Origin of the sequence: Acinetobacter pullicarnis, assembly GCF_006352475.1 — a bacterium.
Lineage (GTDB): Bacteria > Pseudomonadota > Gammaproteobacteria > Pseudomonadales > Moraxellaceae > Acinetobacter > Acinetobacter pullicarnis.
Genome location: NZ_VCMZ01000001.1, coordinates 2,254,254 through 2,271,440, shown reverse-complemented (window position 1 = coordinate 2,271,440; position 17,187 = coordinate 2,254,254). Strand labels below are relative to the sequence as shown.

Below are 17,187 nucleotides of genomic sequence, written 5' to 3'. Positions count from 1 at the left end.
CGTAAGCATGATGTTTCACAAAGTCTTATGCTTTATTTTTATATACACGTGAAAATTATACATTTTGCGAAGAAGAGAATTGCATAGCTATGCTAAAATGCCGAAAATACTTTTCCTTCGTATTTAAATTTTACCTCCAAGTTTAAGGTCATTCATTTTGAATTCATCATCGCTCTCCAATCAAATTGATTTTCAAAAAGTCGCGTTGGACACTTTGCTATTAGAAGAACAAGCATTAAGGGTCTTGGCGAGCCAAATTGATCAGCGTTTCACGCAAGCGTGTGAAATCATTTTGCAATGTCGCGGTCGCCTTGTCGTGACAGGTATGGGTAAGTCTGGCCATATTGGTCGCAAAATGGCTGCAACCTTTGCATCAACAGGTACACCGTCATTTTTCATGCATCCAGGCGAAGCAGGACATGGTGATTTAGGCATGTTGGTTGCTGGTGATGTGGTGATTGCCATTTCAAATTCGGGTAAAAGTGATGAAATTATGATGCTAATGCCTTTGCTGAAGCATTTAAAAGTGCCATTAATTACCATTAGTGCAGCAAATACTGGGCCAATGCCTAAAAATGCCGATGTCGCCTTAACTTTGGGTAATATTCAAGAAGCTTGTCCATTGGGCTTGGCACCAACTTCAAGTACCACTGCTACATTGGCTTTAGGCGATGCCTTGGCCGTTGCGTTACTTGAAGCACGTGGTTTTACTTCAGATGATTTCGCGCGTTCGCATCCGGCAGGTGCTTTGGGTAAGCGTTTACTTTTACATGTAAAACATATTATGCATACTGGTGATGCTTTACCTAAAGTTTCTCCAGATACGCCAATTAATAAAGCATTATATGAAATTTCTAATAAGCGTTTAGGTTTAACCACGGTCGTGGATCAAGATGAGAAGCTTTTGGGGATTTTTACGGATGGTGACTTGCGTCGTTTAATTGATAAACAACAAGGTTTTGATATCAATCTGCCTATTTCAGCGGTGATGATTCCGAATCCTGTGACAATTTCTAAAGAGGCACGCGCGGTTGAAGCCTTAGAGAAAATGAACGAAAGAAAAATTAGTCAATTTGTTGTGGTCGATGAAGCAAATAAAGTCATTGGTGTAATCAGTATGCATGACCTAATTCAAGCTGGAGTAAACTAGCCAATGGCTTCCTATGTTTTATTGGAACAAGCACGTGATATTCAAGCCTTAGTTCTTGATGTTGATGGTATTCTAAGTGATGGCTTTGTGAGCTTGACCAATAGCGGTGATGAAATTAAATCTTTCGATATTCGCGATGGTCTTGGAATGAAGTTGGTTCAAGCATCTGGGATGAAAGTCATTATTATTACTGGGCGAAAAAGTAATATCGTTGAAAAGCGAATGACTGATTTAGGTGTGGATCTTATATTTCAAGGTCGTGAAGATAAGGGTGTTGCTTTAAAAGAAGCTTGCGCTCAATTAAATATTTTGCCCGAAGACTGTCTATACATGGGCGATGATTGGCCTGATTTATCTGCTTTTGCAATTGCTGGAATGAAAGTTACTGTTCCAAATGGACATGTTGAAGTTCGTCGTCGCGCAGATTTAGTTACACAGGCGATGGGAGGGCGTGGCGCAGTTCGAGAAGTATGTGATATGTTGCTCACTTCAAAGGGAACTTACCAAGCACTTCTTGAAAAATATTTACGACTCACACATTAATATTAAATCTTGTATTTTTACTGGCGCTGTTGATCTTTATCTATGGATACACGACTCTTATATATCTTGGCGGTAGTTATAACCACGATCAGTGGGGGCTATTATTACTACAGTGGTAAAAGTAATAAGTTGGATGCCGATACCGCCCATAACATGACTCAAGCGGCCGACGACATTCAAGTGTTACAGACCGATGATCGCGGTGCTTTAAATCTCCGTGCTCAAATTGATCATGCCGAGCAAAATGCACAAGATAAAACATCTAAACTAATCAACATGACGGTGACGACTTATCATGAGGATCGTATTGATTCGACCTTCAATGCGAAAGAAGGTCGTGGTTTTGATGATAATAGCAAGGTTATACTAAGTGGTGATGTTCAGGCCGTTAAAAAAGGCCAATTTGGTGAAATGGTTTTGACCACAGAAGAACTCACTATTTATCGCGATTCACGACGCTTAGAAACCAAACATCAAGTGGATGTGGATGCACCAAATGGGAAATTTGTAAGCCAAGGGCTTCAAGCTGACTTAAATCAAGGTCAATACGAATTCTTTAACATTCGAGGAAAGTATGCGCCACGTTAAACTCTCTACACTCACGACAACTTTCCTAAAGCACGTTGGTATCAGTGCATCGTTGCTGCTCATTTCAGCTGCTGCACTGGCGCTGCCTTCAGACCGTAGTCAACCCATTTCATTGGTTGCAGACCGTGCGACATTTAATGAGAAAAGTGGTACAACCACCTATAGTGGTAATGTGATCATTGAGCAAGGTAGTATGAAAGTGCAAGCCGCTTCAATTGTGGCGCAATTAAATAAAGATAAGCAGATTAGCGTGATCACTGCGACGGGTGGACCTGCCAAATTCCAACAACAGATTGATCAAAACCGTGGCATGTCTCGTGGCGAAGCTCAGAAAATTGTTTACAATGCAGAAACTGGTCTTATCAACTTAATTGGTAATGCATATTTCTATCAAGATGGCGGAGCCAGTATTCGTAGTAATACCTTAACTTATAGCTTGAATAAAGGTGATATCGAAGCAGCTGGGAGTTCGTCTGGAAATACCAAGCGTGTGCAAATTATTATACCGCCTTCAAACACTAAGACTTATCCAGGAGTGCGCAATTAATGGCTCAGTCTGAAAATCAACAACGGACTTTATGTATTCAGCATTTGGCTAAGAATTATAATAAACGTTGGGTGGTCAAAGATGTCTCTTTAAAAATTGAGAGTGGGCAAATTGTTGGCTTACTTGGTCCAAATGGTGCAGGGAAAACCACAAGTTTTTATATGGTGGTTGGTCTGGTACGTATGGATAAAGGTGAAATTCATCTCGATGACTTAGATATCTCTGATTTAGCCATGCATGAGCGGGCACTGAAAGGAATTGGTTATTTACCACAAGAAGCTTCAATTTTTAGGAAACTAACGATCGCTGATAATATTATGGCGATTTTAGAAACCCGCAAAGATTTAAATAAGAAACAAAGACAGCAACGTTTAACTGAGCTGCTTGAAGATTTTAAAATCACACATATCAAAGATTCTCTGGGAATGAGTGTTTCTGGTGGTGAGCGACGTCGTGCCGAGATTGCACGCGCCTTGGCTGCTGATCCTAAGTTTATGTTGCTGGATGAGCCTTTTGCGGGAGTAGATCCAATTTCAGTTGGTGATATTAAAGAGATTATCCGTAATTTAAAAAGCCGAGGAATTGGTGTGCTCATTACTGATCATAATGTACGTGAGACTTTAGCAATTTGTGAGCACGCTTATATCGTGAGTGAGGGTGCGGTTATTGCGGAAGGGACGCCTGAAGAGGTGCTCTCCAATGAAATAGTGCGGGAAGTTTATTTGGGTGAAGACTTTGTGGTTTAAGCAAAAAGAGGTCATTTAGACCTCTTTTTTATTATTTGGGGTGATGACCATGTTTAAAGGGTTAAGTTTATATTGTAAATGTAATGCGATATATTCGGTCACTACACGCTATTTATTGTCATTACAATATTAAAATACAACTTTATCAAACAAAAAAAAATGGCAAAATCAACTAATTATTGATCAGTAATCATCAGTAATTATACGATTCTATATTTGAAAAAAATGATTATTAATAAAATCTAAATACTTATTATTTTTAAGGTTATTTATATGTGACTTTTATCACATTATTGGTTTAAAATTTACTGTTTAATACATATGTTTTATTTGGTGATCTAATTAACTTAAGAATAGCTTTAATAAGTTTTTTGAAATTCTTGAAATTGATTTTTGGCATTTGTTAAATGTATTTAAATTACATAAAATAACACCTGTACAGTTTTATGAACTGAATCTATTGGTGGTTGATGTAATGAATATCTTGGCGTTTTATGAAAAAGTAACGAAAGAGGTGGTCCCACATGTTTGAACAACTAAAAGCTTATTTATAAGTGATACTCTGCTCTAGTTAAGCTACCTTATTTTGTTGTGGTAGCTGGTCATAGTAAAACTCATCTGGAGTCATTTTGTCCAGACTCGAATGAGGTCGTTTCAAATTATAAAATTCAAAATATGCGTTTAATTGCTTCTTCGCATCCAAAACATTGCTGTAGGCTTTGAGATACACCTCTTCATATTTAACGCTCCGCCATAATCGTTCAACCATCACATTATCAACCCATCGACCTTTACCATCCATGCTGATTTGGATGTCATTTGATTTCAATACATCAATAAATGCATCACTGGTAAACTGACTGCCTTGGTCTGTATTAAATATTTCAGGTCGACCATATTTTTCAATAGCTTCATTTAATGTTTCTATGCAAAATGTAACCTCCATACTAATCGATACTCTATGCGCAAGTACCTTGCGGCTATGCCAATCAATCACAGCACATAAATAAACAAAGCCTTTTGCCATAGGGATATACGTTATATCCGTAGACCACACTTGATTACTGCGCTGAATAGCCAATCCTTTGAGCAGATATGGATATTTGCGGTGAGCTTGATTAGCCTGGCTTAAATTTGGTTTGCAATATAACGCATTAATGCCCATTTTCTTCATTAAAGTACGTGTATGACGTCGTCCTATATGATGTCCTTGACGATTCAACAAATCACGCATCATACGGCTACCTGCAAAAGGGTATTGCATATGTAACTCATCCATACAGCGCATCAGCTTCAGATCTGATGCACTCACAGGTTTTGGGCGATAGTAATAACAACCACGGGAGACTTTCAGCAGCTGAGCTTGCTTAGATACTGAAATCTGAAGTGAGTCATCGATTAACTTTTGTGGTTGAAGCGGCCCAGTTTCTTCAACACACCTTCTAAAAAATCAATTTCTAATGCCTGCTCACCGATTTTTGCATGTAGTTTTTTTAGATCGATGGGTGGTTCTGTTGGAGCTTTTGATTGATCGAAAGCTTGCGAGGAAGCTGAAATCAGTTGATTTTTCCAGTCGATAATTTGGTTTTGATGAACATCAAATTCAGCACTCAATTCAGCAAGTGTTTTTTCTGCTTTAATCGCAGCAAGTGCTACCTTAGCTTTAAAATCATTTGAATGATTTCTTCTTGGTCTACGTGCCATAAAATACTCCATATATTGATGTTTATAACATCATTTGGGGAGCAAAATATCACTTATAAGTGTTGTTCAAATTTCCTGATCCACCTCTCGAATAAGTGCTTTAATTATGAAGTTGGTACGAACGCACCTAAAATTTTTAAAGTAAATTTAGATTTAGACGATGTATACAAGTTTTTCAAAAGTGAATGTTCGTTAATCATTGTTCTAAAAGATGGCAAGGATATGATTGTTGATTGTTTTTTTAATGAATCTGAAAATAATCAATTGATTTTAGAAACCGGATCAGAGGAATACTTACTTGTAAGTTTGTCCGGTATTTCTTTAGAAACGAGCGTATCTGAAATTGAATCTGTAAATATTAAAAATTTAAAAGATATTACTGAAAATGAGTCTACGCATAAAAATGCAATCTTAAAGTGGTTGGCAAGAAGTAAAGTAGGTATTGGTGGTTCACAGCGTTTATCTGTTTTTAATCTCGTAAATAGCTTTTAGGTTTGAAATTCTTTAAGCATTCGTTACGATCCAGTAGATCATCTTATTTTCATACATTAGTATAAATCTGGTTTGTTGAATTTTTAAGCAATAGTTACGTGTCTTCTCATTTGAAAAATCAAGTTCGTAGATTGGTTAAACCTTTGTGTTTCAGCCACTGTAGGCAAATTAATTTCTCTATTGTCTGTTAAAAAATAGATTTTAGCTTTTTAAAATGCCAATCTTTAAATTAACTTAATATTATTTAAACTTTATTTAATGGTATAGCTCAAGTTTTGGATTTGAGCTGCTGTTATTACTTGCTAGGTCAAATGCATCAAAGATGCCAAGTAAATGAAAACAGGCTATACTTTTACTGTTTATTTTAGTTTTTTTATAATATGCCATTTAGTCTTGCTGCAACTTATACTTTTGAAGAAGAAATAAAAAAAAGCCGCTTTCAGGCCATTGCTGCTGTCGTTGATAGTGAGCAGGCGGTGAAGGATTTTCTAATGCAATATAAGGACATTACCACTACACACCAATGTTGGGCATGGAAAATTGGTCATCAATTGCGTTTTAATGATGATGGTGAGCCTTCTGGTACAGCAGGTCGTCCGATTCTTGCGGCACTTGAGGGGAATGACCTCAGTAACTGCATTGTGTTGGTGAATCGCTGGTATGGTGGGATCAAGCTCGGAACAGGTGGTTTGGTGCGTGCCTATGGGGGCTGTGCTGGAAAATGCTTAAAGCTTGCTGAGAAAGTTGAACTGATTGAGTATATGCAGGTACATTTTGTATGTACATTCGCAGAATGGGCAATATTACAATACGAATTAAAACAGCGAAATATAAGTTTTGAGGAACATTATCAAGCACAAGGCGTTGCAGTGTATGCCAAGTTACAGCAACCCCAATTTGAAGAGCTCTCCTTAAAAATCCAAGATGTAAGTCGTGGTCAATCACAACTGAAAGCTTTGGATTTAGCTCAGGAGTAGTAGATGCGCGAGTTTAATTCTTTGCCTAATGTAGATACGCTAAATCTAGACGTATCTTCAGATCCGCTCGCTAAATATCGTGCACAGCATCAACATCGATTAAATTACATGCCATGGTTGTATTGGACATTGAAGCCCAAGCACCGGCAGTGGGCTGAAGCTTGGCAAAAGGACTTTCAAGCTTATTTAATGGAAATGGAAACCATTGAAATTGGAGAGAATTGTTTTATCTCGCCGTTGGCCCATATTTTTGCAGAACCAGGTCGTCATATTCGTATTGGTGATCACAGTTTTATTGCGGCGGACTGTACCTTACATGGTCCTTTAGATATAGGTCGTGAAGTTGCAATTAATCATCACTGTATTCTTGATGGTGGGCGTAAAGGCATACGTTTGCATGATCAAGTGCGAATGGCGGCTTATTGTCACCTGTATGCTTTTGATCATGGTATGGCAATTGATCAGCCGATCTATCAACAGTCAGTACGCTCGCAAGGTATCGAAGTCGGCCGAGATGTTTGGTTGGGTGCACATGTTGGTGTAAAGGATGGCGTACAAATTGGAGCTCAGGCGGTCGTTGGTATGAATAGCATGGTGACTAAAAATATCAAAGAACGACAAGTCGTTGCTGGGAATCCCACAAAATTAATTCGTTACAGGGATTGATGAAATACTGTTAAAACAGTTGAGTAAAAGGATAGATTACGACAATATGTATTGCATACAATTAAATTTTTTATTACTTAACTTTAAGAACTAGACCCGCAGAGAGGCACATATGAAACGTGTTATTGCATGTATTGATTCTTCACCTTGCATTCATGCGTTGGCAGAGGCTGCAGCTTGGATTGCAACTCAGACGCATCGAGAATTAGTGCTTCTACAAATTTTGGATTATTATCCCGCAAGTTACCATTTGGGCGAAATTAGTGGCGTCATTGGTTTTGAAAGTAATGCGATGCTTCTGAAAGAACTCGCTGAGCTTGAGCAAAAGCAAAGTGAACTGGCACTCGATTATAGTAATAATCTGCTCAATCATATTTCTGAAGCCGTGCATGAGAAATTTTTAATTCAACCGAGTACGATTCAAGAAAAAGGTGATTTTTTAGAGCAGAGTTTTAATCTTTTGAAACCTGATGACATTGTTGTGATTGGTCGTGTCGGTGAACGCTCTGCTGAGAAAAACAAAAGTATTGGTGGTAATGTCGAAAACTTTATTCGAGGTGCCAATTGTACCGTCATGACTGTGGGTGAAAATTTTAAGCCGCCTACACGTTTTATTTTTGCTTACGATGATTCGCCAACCTGTAAAGATATGCTGAAGCGTGTTGCAAAAAGCGATTTATTACGCTTACTACAATGTCATTTGCTTTATGTGGGGGATTATCCAGAAATTTTGAATGAGCCGACTCAATTCTTAAAAAACTCGGGAATGGATGTTGTTGTTGAATATCGATATGGTGATATTGCGGATAATATCCTTGATTATCAAGCACAGCACCAGATTCAGTTAATTGTGCTTGGTGCCTTTAGTCACAGTAAAATACGTCAATTCTTTTTAGGTAGTGTGACTACTAAAATTTTCCGAAGTGCGACAGTGCCACTTTTGGTTCTCAAATAAAATAATGCTTCGTGTCAAGTTATTTGGCCTAGGTCATTAAAATTTCATGTGTTTTTGAATAGTCAAGCGCTTGAGTAAGTGCTTGATTGTTTTATCTTCTTTTGGATTAAGTTGTTATTTAACAGTAGCTTGGGTTGTTATCCTGAAGTTATCCACAAAATTACAAACAGCTTTCGGGGATAACTCTGATATTATTTTAAATTATGTGGTAAAAATGTAAGCTCTTTGAAAGCTAATATGACAATGAACTGCTTTAAGGGATGCGCTCATTTGACCTCTTTACTTGACAATCGCGATAGCAAAACCATCATGGCCTTTGCTGCCAATAGTTTGCAAGGCAGTGCAAGAAAGAATGCGGGGGTGATTTTGTAGGCGTGTATAAGTCTCACGAATACCTTCAATACTTGGCTTATGATTGTCGAGATCTAAAATATCACCAGCGCGAATCACGTTGTCGAGTACAATGACCGTCCCTGAATGTGAAAGTTTCAAGCTTAGGTCTAGGTATTCAGGATAGCTCTGTTTATCTGCATCAATGAATATAAAATCAAAAGCTTCGGTATCTTCTGGTAGCATCTTCAATATTTCAACCGCATTGCCCAGTTTTAGCTCAATCGTGGCTGGATATTCTTTTTTTGCAAAATCAATGTGTTGTTGTGCTAAGTTGGCATGTTTTTCACGGGCTTCGATGGTGAGGACGTAGCCATCTTCAGGTAAGGCGCGTGCTAACCACATGGTGCTATAAGCCGCAAAGGTGCCGACTTCAAGGATGCGTTTGCAGGCATTCATTTGAATGAGCATTTGTAATAACATGCCTTGGTTTGGGGCAACTGCCAAATGCTCTGGAAAGCCTTGCTGTTCAGTGTTTTCAATGGCATAGGACAGCGCAGGGTCTTGCGGGGTTAAGTGCTTTTCAATAAAACAGTCTATATCTGACCACAATTGCTGCATCGTGTAACTCTCATTCAATTTAAACTAGTGGCATTCTAAACTTTTGGCGATAGAGTGCAATTTTATTTGAATGGCTTGCTGAATTATTCAGCAAGCCTGAGTGGAATCGTTACATGTCGTCTATTAGAAATTGCACATTGAGCTTTTACGAGTCAGATCTGGTCCCCAAGTACGGAAACCTTGGGTATCAATATGAATCTGTCCGGAAGCGTATAAGCCTATGCCCATATTAAAGTTTTGACCATATTGAGACCAAAACTGGCAAAGTCTATATTTGGTGCTTTCGATATAAGTATAATCATGAGCCTGTGGGTAAACAGGGCCAATTCGAAAATCAATCGCTGAGTTATATAAATGACGTGAAGATGAAGCACCACCCGCACATTGGTTCAATGGTAGATCTCGATAAACTGAGGTGACCTCAAAGTCAGTTAATATATTGGTCGCAACCAAATACTTAAAAACTTTTAAAGTGGCTAATTGGTTGCCCCATAGTTCTCGGTTAGGCACCATATATTCAGCGCTGCCACATTTCTGCCAATCGCGTGCTGTTTTAAATAATTCGAAACTCGGAATAATATTGCCAACATGGTTTTGTTCTAGAAAGCGCTCGTATTCACGCGCTCGGGCTTGATTATCATTGGTGATTAACCATTGACGATAAGATTCTGGCATGGCCTTGGGTGGGGCTTGGCGTTGCAGTATGATTTTCTCTTGGGGAATGACGATACGCTGACTTTTGTCATGTGGTATCTGTGAATTTTTATGCGGAGAAGTACTACAGGCAGTCATGATAAGTGTTGCACTTGCAATCGTACCAAGACCAAGTAAGTTTTTTTTCATTCTTTAAATTAAATATTTAAGATAACGCGACTAGTTTAGTCTACTTTTAGATATCGGGTTCGCTTAAATTGCAAATAAATGTACTCTAAAAGAAGAAAAGATCAGCAGTGCTGATCTTTTCATCGATTATTTTTCTAAATATTGTAGCTTGTCTGGTTTGCCATTCCACTCTTCACGATCATCGGGTTGATCGCCAATTTGTGTAATGTTTGGCCATGTTTGCGATAAATCTGCGTTAAGTTCAATAAAGACTTCTTGCCCTTCAGGAAGTTCATCTTCTGAGAAAATTGCATTGGCTGGGCATTCTGGTTCACATAAAGCACAGTCAATACATTCATCAGGGTTGATGACCAGAAAATTCGGTCCTTCATAAAAGCAATCGACTGGGCAAACTTCTACACAGTCTTGATATTTACACTTAATACAGTTCTCAGTGACAACAAAGGTCATGGCGTCAGCTACCTAAAAATATGGTTCTATTCAATGATTGCCTATTTTAGGCAAAAACCACCTCAACTAACAATCGCTTTTATTGATATTTGTTATATAAACCACTGCTGAGTTTAATAATATTGATGAAACCCTACTTTAAATGAGAATGATTCAGTTGTATGTACTTGTTTTTATGTAATTAACGCGCTTTGTGGATTTTTCTTTAGTTCTTTTTATTGTTGATATCAAAGGGTTTATTTAATTAACCAGTATTCCATTGGAAGTATTTTAATCGAGAAAAGACATACTTTAATGTAAATAAGCTTTAGCCCTCCAATTATCTTGTTCATTTACTTTTATATGATAAAGATATACAGATAATGTTTAAGCAGGGGGGATTTGAAAAGAATAGGCTTATTGGAGGGATTTCTGTTGATTTATGGCAGTGAACTATTTTAAAAACCTCATTTCCATCTAAAATGTAATACTACAAAAGTGAATGCATAGAACAAATCAATGAAAAAAATTGTCGTAATTCTTCTCACGAGCACCTCTACAATGATTTTTGCAGACTTAGGGCCTTCAAAAGTCAAAACCGGAAAAATAGAAATACCTGAAAACAAAGATTACAAGTTAGAAGCTGATTTAAGTTATTTGCTCAATAGTAGTCATTCAAATGGTAAAGGCAATAGTAAGGAAAACTTAGCTGCAAATCTTTTATTCCAGCGCCAAGTTGGGGTTTGGGGGCAAGAACTTAAAGCGCAAGCGGTAAGCGCCAATGATGATGGCGATGCTGGTAATAATGTAGAACGTTATATGTTGTCAGGAAAGTTATTGCACCGTAGCACGGACACGACTTATCAGTATGCCAAATTACAAGGGGATAAAGATTTATCCAGTAGCTTTGATTATCAAGTTGCCCTGACAAGTGGCGCTGGACTTGATGTGATTAAAACGGCCAAACAAGAACTGATCGCCGAAGCGGGTGCGGGCTATCGCTACAGTAAAATTAATCATGATTCTAGTCGTAGCTCTAGCAATGATTACAATGAGTTAATTGGTAGTTTAGGTATGTTTTATCAGTATAAATTTAATGACATGGTTAAGTTCAATCAGGACCTTGGTTATGATTTTGGTGATAAGTCCCAAACATTACGTTCTCGAACCAGTGTGAGTGCAAGTCTAACCACCGCAGTTTCAGGATTGGTCAGTTATCAAATTAAAAACCTTCAAGCGGACAGTGGTAACAGTCGAGATTCATTGCTCTCTGTGGGCTTACGTTATCGCCATTAATTCAAATTTTCAGCAAATGATTATAGAAAAAGGGCGCTAAATCATTCGAGTTAACGCCCTTTTTAATAAGTGTAACCACCCGAAGTGGCTTAGTTATCCAGTTGTGCCTTTAAGGCATAAAGCTGTTCGAGGGCTTGTCGTGGGGTGAGATTATCAACATCTAAATGACTAAGTGCATCTAGTACAGGAGATGACTTCTCAACTTCAATAATGTGTGCGATTGGTTCAGGGCTTGGCTCAGAAAATAAATCATTCTGCACCGTTTTTTTACTCTGCTGTAGTTGCTGCTTCTCTAGAATATTTAAGCGTTTCTGTGCTTCTTTAATCACACTGTTGGGAATACCAGCCAATTTGGCGACTTGTAAGCCATGACTTTGACTGGCTGGGCCATGCTGAACTTTATGTAATAAAATCAAATTACCATTCAACTCTTTTGCGGTCACATGATAGTTATCGATTGCAACTTCACTGGCAAGCTCTGTTAGTTCAAAATAATGCGTTGCAAACAGACATAAGCACTTAATACGTTTGGTTAAATCGAGTACACAGGCCCATGCCAACGATAGACCATCATAGGTACTGGTGCCACGACCTACTTCATCCATTAAGACTAACGATTGGCTGGTGGCATGGTGCAAAATCTGAGAAGTTTCAGTCATTTCCACCATAAAAGTCGATTTACCTGAAGATAAATCATCTGCAGAGCCAATACGGGTAAAAATACGATCCACCGGTCCAAGTTTGGCCGATTGTGCTGGAACAAAGCTGCCGCAATAAGCCAATAAGGTGATTAATGCTGTTTGTCGCATATAGGTCGATTTACCGCCCATATTTGGTCCAGTAATAATTGCCATTCGATGATGGAAATCGAGTTGGGTATCGTTTGGCGTGTACGGTGTTTTAATCAAGGCCTCAACCACTGGATGGCGTCCAGCTTGAATATGAATCCCGATCTCTGGGCTAAACTGTGGTCGTGCCCAATTTTGTAGGCGTGCTTGATAAGCAAAATTACCGATTAAGTCGATTTGCGCAATTGCACTGCTCATCATTTGTAGTTGACCAATCTCAGAGCGTAAATCTTCTAATAGAGCTTCAAATAGCATTTTTTCTCGGGCCAAAGCACGAGATTCACTTGAAAGTACTTTATCTTCAAATGATTTAAGTTCAGGTGTGATATAGCGTTCAGCATTTTTAAGGGTTTGTCGGCGAATAAAATGAGCTGGGGCTTGTTCAGCTTGCGCGCGGGACAGTTCGATATAATAGCCACTGACGCGGTTATACCCGATTTTTAAGGTATTAATGCCAGTTTGTTCGCGTTCCCTGATTTCTAAGTCAATGAGGAATTGTCCGGCATGATCGCGGATTTGACGTAACTCATCGAGTTCTTCATCAAAACCTTCTGCGATGACATTTCCATCACGTAATAACACCGGTGGGTTTTCCACGATCGCGGCAATAAGGTGTTGATGCAGACCGTGAAAATCGCCCATTTCATCATTGAGCTGATTGAGGAGGGTTGAGGCATTCTTATCGAGCAGTGGTTGGATACTTTGACGTAATGCTGGTATCTGGGCGCAGGCTTGACGCAATTGTACTAAATCACGCGGTCTGGCACTGCCAAGCGCGACACGACCTAGAACACGCTCAATGTCGCCTATTTCTTTTAATACATCACGTAATGGGGTTTCATAGAAGCCCTTGATTAAACAGGTAATCGCGTCGAGGCGTTGTTCGAGTAAGGCGGTGTCACGCAAAGGCTGCATCAGGGTTCGGCTGAGTAAACGCCCACCCATTGCGGTTTCACAATGATTGATTAATGCAAATAATGAAGTGCCATGTTCGAATAGAGGATCAATAATTTCTAGGTTGCGCCGTGTCACAGGGTCGAGTGCAATAAAGTCGGTGCTCTGTTCAAGTTTTATTGACTGTAAATGCGGTAAAGCAGTTTTCTGAGTTTCTTTGGCATAATGAATTAACGATGCGGCAGCGGCCTTGGCGAGATTTAAATGATCAATGCCAAAGCCCGATAATGTCGAAACCTTAAATTGATCGCATAAAGTTTTTTGCGCATTATTAATATTAAAGTCGACGTTGGGGCGCTTGGTAATCGGGCAATCTAAGTATTTTTTTATTTGCTCAATAATATTTTGATCGATTAAATCTTCATCGATTAATATTTCACTTGGCATTAAACGCGCTAATTCTAAGGCCAGCGTCTCAGGCTTATAATCAAGCTGTTGAACTTTAAAAATACCAGCACTGAGATCTAATAATGCAATCCCAATTTGATTTTGCTGTAAACATAAAGAGACTAAATGCGAGCTTTGATGTGTCGCTAATAATGCATCATCGGTGAGTGTACCTGGAGTGAGAATACGGACCACTGCACGTTCGACGGGACCTTTTCCTGTGACTTCACCCACTTGCTCGCAGATGACCACAGCTTCACCTTGTTTTACCAAACGTGCGAGGTAACCTTCAGCTGCATGATAGGGAACGCCCGCCATTGGAATCGGATCACCATTACTTTTACCACGATGGGTCAGGGTGATCCCGAGCAATTTAGCAGCTTTACGCGCATCATCAAAAAACAGCTCATAAAAATCGCCCATACGATAAAACATCAAGGCATCAGGATGCTGCATTTTTACTTTTAAATACTGTTGCATCATTGGAGTATGGGTAGAGAGGTCAGGCATTAAATGATCTTGATTCATACAGGTTAACACCTTTGATTTTATGCGTTTTTACAATGATAGGTTGTATTATGATTTCCTATCGAATCCAGTTAAGTTGATTAAAATGCCCTGATCTTGAAGTTAAATTTACGTTGCGTGAATGGACGTATTTAAAATATCTATTTTCAAGAGTCATGAGGTTTTTCAACTCGCTCGGTGATTCTAACAAAAAAGCCGTGTAGTGAAAGGCGTGGCACACTAATTGTCTGAAAATGCTGCAAAGTCCGATGGATAAAATCAAGGTGTAGAGAGTGTCTGAGGGGAAGCATTAGCCTTGCAGCTAGAATTTTTCTGGCGACTTTAATTTAAGTAACAAGGTTTATTCTAAATCCTTCAAGTCGGTAATCGCTTAGATCAGATTAAAGGTTATGGACAAAACCAATCAGAATTAGATATAGTGCTTTGGGCCAAACCAAGCCCAGATGAGCAGGTTTCGGTTTGTTGTATAGAAGAAATAATCTAACAAATATAAAAACATATTTTTATTAAAATACTGTCATTATAATAATCTAATTTTTATTTATTCTATTTATGAGTGGAATTATTAATATCGAACTTTAAAACTTATATGCTTGAATCATTGTTAATGTCGAATCCCCTGAGATTTCCTCTATGCCATTCAGTACCATTTTCCAATTACCAAGTGTGAACTGGTAATTGTTTTTTTGCTGTAATTTTCAATAAACTGTAAAAAATCAATGAATAATGAGCGAGTTGAATATTGACTGTGTATGATAATTCATCGACTATAGTGGATAGGTTGCGGATACATCAAACTGTAGAATAGTTCGTGTATCTTATTTTTATTCAATAGAGCAATCTGAATTTACTGCTTCACACGTCAATACAATCATTGACTTAAAATTTAAACATAATAAATCGTGGGTTTAAATCAATGTTTATTACAACTCAAGCACCACAAGATCCGCGCATCTTGGAATTGGTTCCGATTATGGCGCAAGCCAGTCAGTTACTCTTTGACGAATACCAACATTACTGTGCAGGACACGAGTTTAAGATTGATGAAAAATCAGATCACTCTCCCGTCACTCAAGCTGATTTGAAGGTGAATCAATTTTTATTGGCCCAATTGGCTGAGATTACACCGGATATTCCTGTACTTTCTGAGGAAAGTGATTATGCACAGCGCCATGATTGGGATTTGTGTTGGATGCTTGATCCACTGGATGGGACCAAGGAGTTTATTCATCAACGTGATGAATTTACAATTAATTTAAGTTTGATCCAAAATCATCAAACAATTTTTTCATTAATTGCTGTGCCATGTGAGCAGTTGATGTATTTGGGGTATTTAACTGAGTTCCCATATAAATATTATTTTGATAACAGAGCGTGGGAACGTTACTGCAAATATAAAGATGCAGAGCACGATGCCATTCAAATAGGATTAAGCCATAGCAGTAAAAATCCGAAGTATCAGCAATATATCGATTATATCGAACAAGAAGTTCCGGTTATTCGCCGTGAGGCTGGCAGTGCTTATAAATTTTGTATGATGCTTGAAGGCGAAATTGATATTTATCCACGGTTTCATCCAACTTCTGAATGGGATACCAGTTCGGGTCAGGGTTTACTGGAAAGTATTGGGGGAGGGTTGGTGAGTTTAGATGCCGTTCCATTTACCTACAACCTCCGAGATACGGTGCTAAATCAAGGTTTTATTGCCTTTCGCAATGAGGAAAATCAAAAGATTGCATTAGCAGCATTGGGCAATGTCACCATGCAAAGTTGATTTAGATCAAAGATCTCATGCTATAGTTGCTTTCCCTATGCCGCTAAAACATGAGAGTGTGTTGTGCTGAAGCTGTTACCGCAAAGTATGCTAAGAGCTGTCGACTTGTTGCCCGTTTCGGACACACCAGTCACTTTACTTACGCGCCATTCTATTCGTGAAATGGTGAGTGGTCAGGGCTTGGCAGGCTATAATCTACAGTTGACACCGCAAGGCCGTGATTTAGCCGAGTCTTGGGGGGCATATTTGGTTGAGCAAACTGATCGTAACATTCAACACTGCATGTCTAGCCCGATTCAACGCTGTGTGGATACCGCAGCGTTGATGATTCAAGGTGCTGATTGCATGACAGCTTCCGATATAGCTGTACCACTTGCCATCGTTGAACAGGGGTTACTGGTTGAGCCCGGCAGCTTTGTTGTCGATATTGAGCAAGCCTCTCCTTATTTTAGACAACAAGGCGCCTTGGGCTTTATTAATAGCTTTGTTAATCAGCGTTTACCTGGTATGAAGCATCCAGTGACTGGGGTGATGGATGTGCTTGAGCTTATGTATAATGCGCATCCACGACATGGAAATGGTCTCAGTCTTGCCGTCAGTCATGATACGATTTTGGCCGCAATTGTGGCTGTGATTTCAGGATGCTCACATATTCAACAAGATGACTGGCCAGAGATGATGGAAGGGGCTTTTCTTTGGTTTGAAGGTGAGCGTTTTTTAGAATCTCAATTAAAATGGATTTGGCGTGGGGAATTGGGGCAGCTGAATATACAAGACTTTGCCAATCAAAGACCGGCGTTGATCTAGTC

17 protein-coding genes are annotated in these 17,187 nt (G+C 39.0%); 12 read left to right on the top strand and 5 right to left on the bottom strand.

Annotation, left to right across the window (positions count from 1 at the left end; genetic code table 11):
- Positions 1-157: 157 nt before the first annotated feature.
- From FD716_RS10045 to lptB, 5 genes are read left to right on the top strand one after another with little or no spacing between them, the layout of a single operon-like run.
- Positions 158-1,150, top strand: a complete 993-nt coding sequence (locus tag FD716_RS10045) for a KpsF/GutQ family sugar-phosphate isomerase (protein ID WP_139852224.1) — start codon at positions 158-160, stop codon at positions 1,148-1,150.
- A 3-nt stretch (positions 1,151-1,153) separates the two neighbouring features.
- Positions 1,154-1,693, top strand: coding sequence for a KdsC family phosphatase (locus FD716_RS10040; protein ID WP_139852223.1), 540 nt, complete (start codon positions 1,154-1,156; stop codon positions 1,691-1,693).
- Between the two features lie 42 nt (positions 1,694-1,735).
- Positions 1,736-2,281, top strand: a complete 546-nt coding sequence (lptC, locus tag FD716_RS10035) for an LPS export ABC transporter periplasmic protein LptC (protein ID WP_139852222.1) — start codon at positions 1,736-1,738, stop codon at positions 2,279-2,281.
- Positions 2,268-2,828: a lipopolysaccharide transport periplasmic protein LptA gene (gene lptA, locus FD716_RS10030; RefSeq protein ID WP_139852221.1), complete on the top strand. Its 561-nt coding sequence runs from the start codon at positions 2,268-2,270 to the stop codon at positions 2,826-2,828. Before lptC ends, lptA begins: the two co-directional genes overlap by 14 nt.
- Positions 2,828-3,574: an LPS export ABC transporter ATP-binding protein gene (lptB, locus tag FD716_RS10025; protein WP_139852220.1), complete on the top strand. Its 747-nt coding sequence runs from the start codon at positions 2,828-2,830 to the stop codon at positions 3,572-3,574. Before lptA ends, lptB begins: the two co-directional genes overlap by 1 nt.
- 571 nt (positions 3,575-4,145) lie before the next feature.
- On the opposite strand, the gene FD716_RS10020 is transcribed toward lptB, so the two are convergent.
- Positions 4,146-5,290, bottom strand: a protein-coding gene (locus FD716_RS10020) for an IS3 family transposase (RefSeq protein WP_085944219.1) whose coding sequence is annotated in 2 segments (ribosomal slippage) — positions 4,146-5,026 and positions 5,026-5,290 — 1,146 coding nt in all. Because the reading frame shifts where the segments join, the coding sequence is not laid out codon by codon here.
- Between FD716_RS10020 and FD716_RS19420 the strand changes: the two genes are divergently transcribed.
- The 4 genes from FD716_RS19420 (at position 5,252) to FD716_RS10000 (ending at position 8,368) form a co-directional block, all read left to right on the top strand.
- Positions 5,252-5,770 (top strand): BapA/Bap/LapF family prefix-like domain-containing protein, encoded by a 519-nt coding sequence (locus FD716_RS19420; protein WP_407641884.1) that lies wholly within the window; start codon positions 5,252-5,254, stop codon positions 5,768-5,770. The genes FD716_RS10020 and FD716_RS19420 overlap by 39 nt on opposite strands.
- Before the next feature lie 380 nt (positions 5,771-6,150).
- Positions 6,151-6,747 (top strand): IMPACT family protein, encoded by a 597-nt coding sequence (locus FD716_RS10010; RefSeq protein ID WP_139852218.1) that lies wholly within the window; start codon positions 6,151-6,153, stop codon positions 6,745-6,747.
- Between the two features lie 3 nt (positions 6,748-6,750).
- Positions 6,751-7,413 carry an acyltransferase gene (locus FD716_RS10005; RefSeq protein WP_139852217.1) on the top strand — a complete coding sequence of 221 codons (663 nt, stop codon included), beginning with the start codon at positions 6,751-6,753 and terminating at the stop codon, positions 7,411-7,413.
- Between the two features lie 112 nt (positions 7,414-7,525).
- Positions 7,526-8,368 carry a universal stress protein gene (locus FD716_RS10000; RefSeq protein ID WP_139852216.1) on the top strand — a complete coding sequence of 281 codons (843 nt, stop codon included), beginning with the start codon at positions 7,526-7,528 and terminating at the stop codon, positions 8,366-8,368.
- Positions 8,369-8,647: 279 nt separating this feature from the next.
- Here FD716_RS10000 and FD716_RS09995 read toward each other — a convergent pair whose 3' ends face one another.
- The 3 genes from FD716_RS09995 to fdxA all read right to left on the bottom strand — a co-directional run bounded on the left by FD716_RS09995 (position 8,648) and on the right by fdxA (position 10,612).
- On the bottom strand, positions 8,648-9,319 hold the full coding sequence (locus FD716_RS09995; RefSeq protein WP_139852215.1) for an O-methyltransferase: 672 nt from the start codon (positions 9,317-9,319) through the stop codon (positions 8,648-8,650).
- Positions 9,320-9,442: 123 nt separating this feature from the next.
- Entirely contained in the window at positions 9,443-10,162 is a 720-nt protein-coding gene (locus FD716_RS09990) for a D-Ala-D-Ala carboxypeptidase family metallohydrolase (RefSeq protein ID WP_139852214.1), read from the bottom strand.
- A 126-nt stretch (positions 10,163-10,288) separates the two neighbouring features.
- Positions 10,289-10,612, bottom strand: a complete 324-nt coding sequence (fdxA, locus tag FD716_RS09985) for a ferredoxin FdxA (RefSeq protein WP_139852213.1) — start codon at positions 10,610-10,612, stop codon at positions 10,289-10,291.
- A 498-nt stretch (positions 10,613-11,110) separates the two neighbouring features.
- Between fdxA and FD716_RS09980 the strand changes: the two genes are divergently transcribed.
- Positions 11,111-11,887 (top strand): DUF481 domain-containing protein, encoded by a 777-nt coding sequence (locus FD716_RS09980; protein ID WP_139852212.1) that lies wholly within the window; start codon positions 11,111-11,113, stop codon positions 11,885-11,887.
- A gap of 89 nt (positions 11,888-11,976) precedes the next feature.
- Here the strand turns inward: FD716_RS09980 and mutS are convergent, their stop codons facing one another.
- Positions 11,977-14,604, bottom strand: a complete 2,628-nt coding sequence (gene mutS, locus FD716_RS09975; protein WP_139852211.1) for a DNA mismatch repair protein MutS — start codon at positions 14,602-14,604, stop codon at positions 11,977-11,979.
- Positions 14,605-15,520: 916 nt separating this feature from the next.
- On the opposite strand from mutS, the gene FD716_RS09970 reads away from it, so the two are divergent.
- Both FD716_RS09970 and FD716_RS09965 read left to right on the top strand, forming a co-directional pair.
- The gene (locus FD716_RS09970) at positions 15,521-16,378 is read left to right on the top strand and encodes a 3'(2'),5'-bisphosphate nucleotidase CysQ family protein (protein WP_139852210.1); all 858 of its coding nucleotides are present in this window, start codon (positions 15,521-15,523) and stop codon (positions 16,376-16,378) included.
- A gap of 87 nt (positions 16,379-16,465) precedes the next feature.
- Entirely contained in the window at positions 16,466-17,185 is a 720-nt protein-coding gene (locus tag FD716_RS09965; protein ID WP_139853659.1) for a histidine phosphatase family protein, read from the top strand.
- The last annotated feature ends 2 nt before the right edge of the window (positions 17,186-17,187 follow it).

Excerpts from the sequence above, each read along its gene's own strand:
- FD716_RS10040 (WP_139852223.1), top strand. The coding sequence starts at position 1,154 with ATGGCTTCCTATGTTTTATTGGAACAAGCACGTGATATTCAAGCCTTA.
- lptC (WP_139852222.1), top strand. The coding sequence starts at position 1,736 with ATGGATACACGACTCTTATATATCTTGGCGGTAGTTATAACCACGATC.
- lptA (WP_139852221.1), top strand. The coding sequence starts at position 2,268 with ATGCGCCACGTTAAACTCTCTACACTCACGACAACTTTCCTAAAGCAC.
- lptB (WP_139852220.1), top strand. The coding sequence starts at position 2,828 with ATGGCTCAGTCTGAAAATCAACAACGGACTTTATGTATTCAGCATTTG.
- FD716_RS19420 (WP_407641884.1), top strand. The coding sequence starts at position 5,252 with ATGATTTCTTCTTGGTCTACGTGCCATAAAATACTCCATATATTGATG.
- FD716_RS10010 (WP_139852218.1), top strand. The coding sequence starts at position 6,151 with ATGCCATTTAGTCTTGCTGCAACTTATACTTTTGAAGAAGAAATAAAA.
- FD716_RS10005 (WP_139852217.1), top strand. The coding sequence starts at position 6,751 with ATGCGCGAGTTTAATTCTTTGCCTAATGTAGATACGCTAAATCTAGAC.
- FD716_RS10000 (WP_139852216.1), top strand. The coding sequence starts at position 7,526 with ATGAAACGTGTTATTGCATGTATTGATTCTTCACCTTGCATTCATGCG.
- FD716_RS09995 (WP_139852215.1), bottom strand. The coding sequence starts at position 9,319 with ATGCAGCAATTGTGGTCAGATATAGACTGTTTTATTGAAAAGCACTTA.
- FD716_RS09990 (WP_139852214.1), bottom strand. The coding sequence starts at position 10,162 with ATGAAAAAAAACTTACTTGGTCTTGGTACGATTGCAAGTGCAACACTT.
- fdxA (WP_139852213.1), bottom strand. The coding sequence starts at position 10,612 with ATGACCTTTGTTGTCACTGAGAACTGTATTAAGTGTAAATATCAAGAC.
- FD716_RS09980 (WP_139852212.1), top strand. The coding sequence starts at position 11,111 with ATGAAAAAAATTGTCGTAATTCTTCTCACGAGCACCTCTACAATGATT.
- mutS (WP_139852211.1), bottom strand. The coding sequence starts at position 14,604 with ATGAATCAAGATCATTTAATGCCTGACCTCTCTACCCATACTCCAATG.
- FD716_RS09970 (WP_139852210.1), top strand. The coding sequence starts at position 15,521 with ATGTTTATTACAACTCAAGCACCACAAGATCCGCGCATCTTGGAATTG.
- FD716_RS09965 (WP_139853659.1), top strand. The coding sequence starts at position 16,466 with ATGCTAAGAGCTGTCGACTTGTTGCCCGTTTCGGACACACCAGTCACT.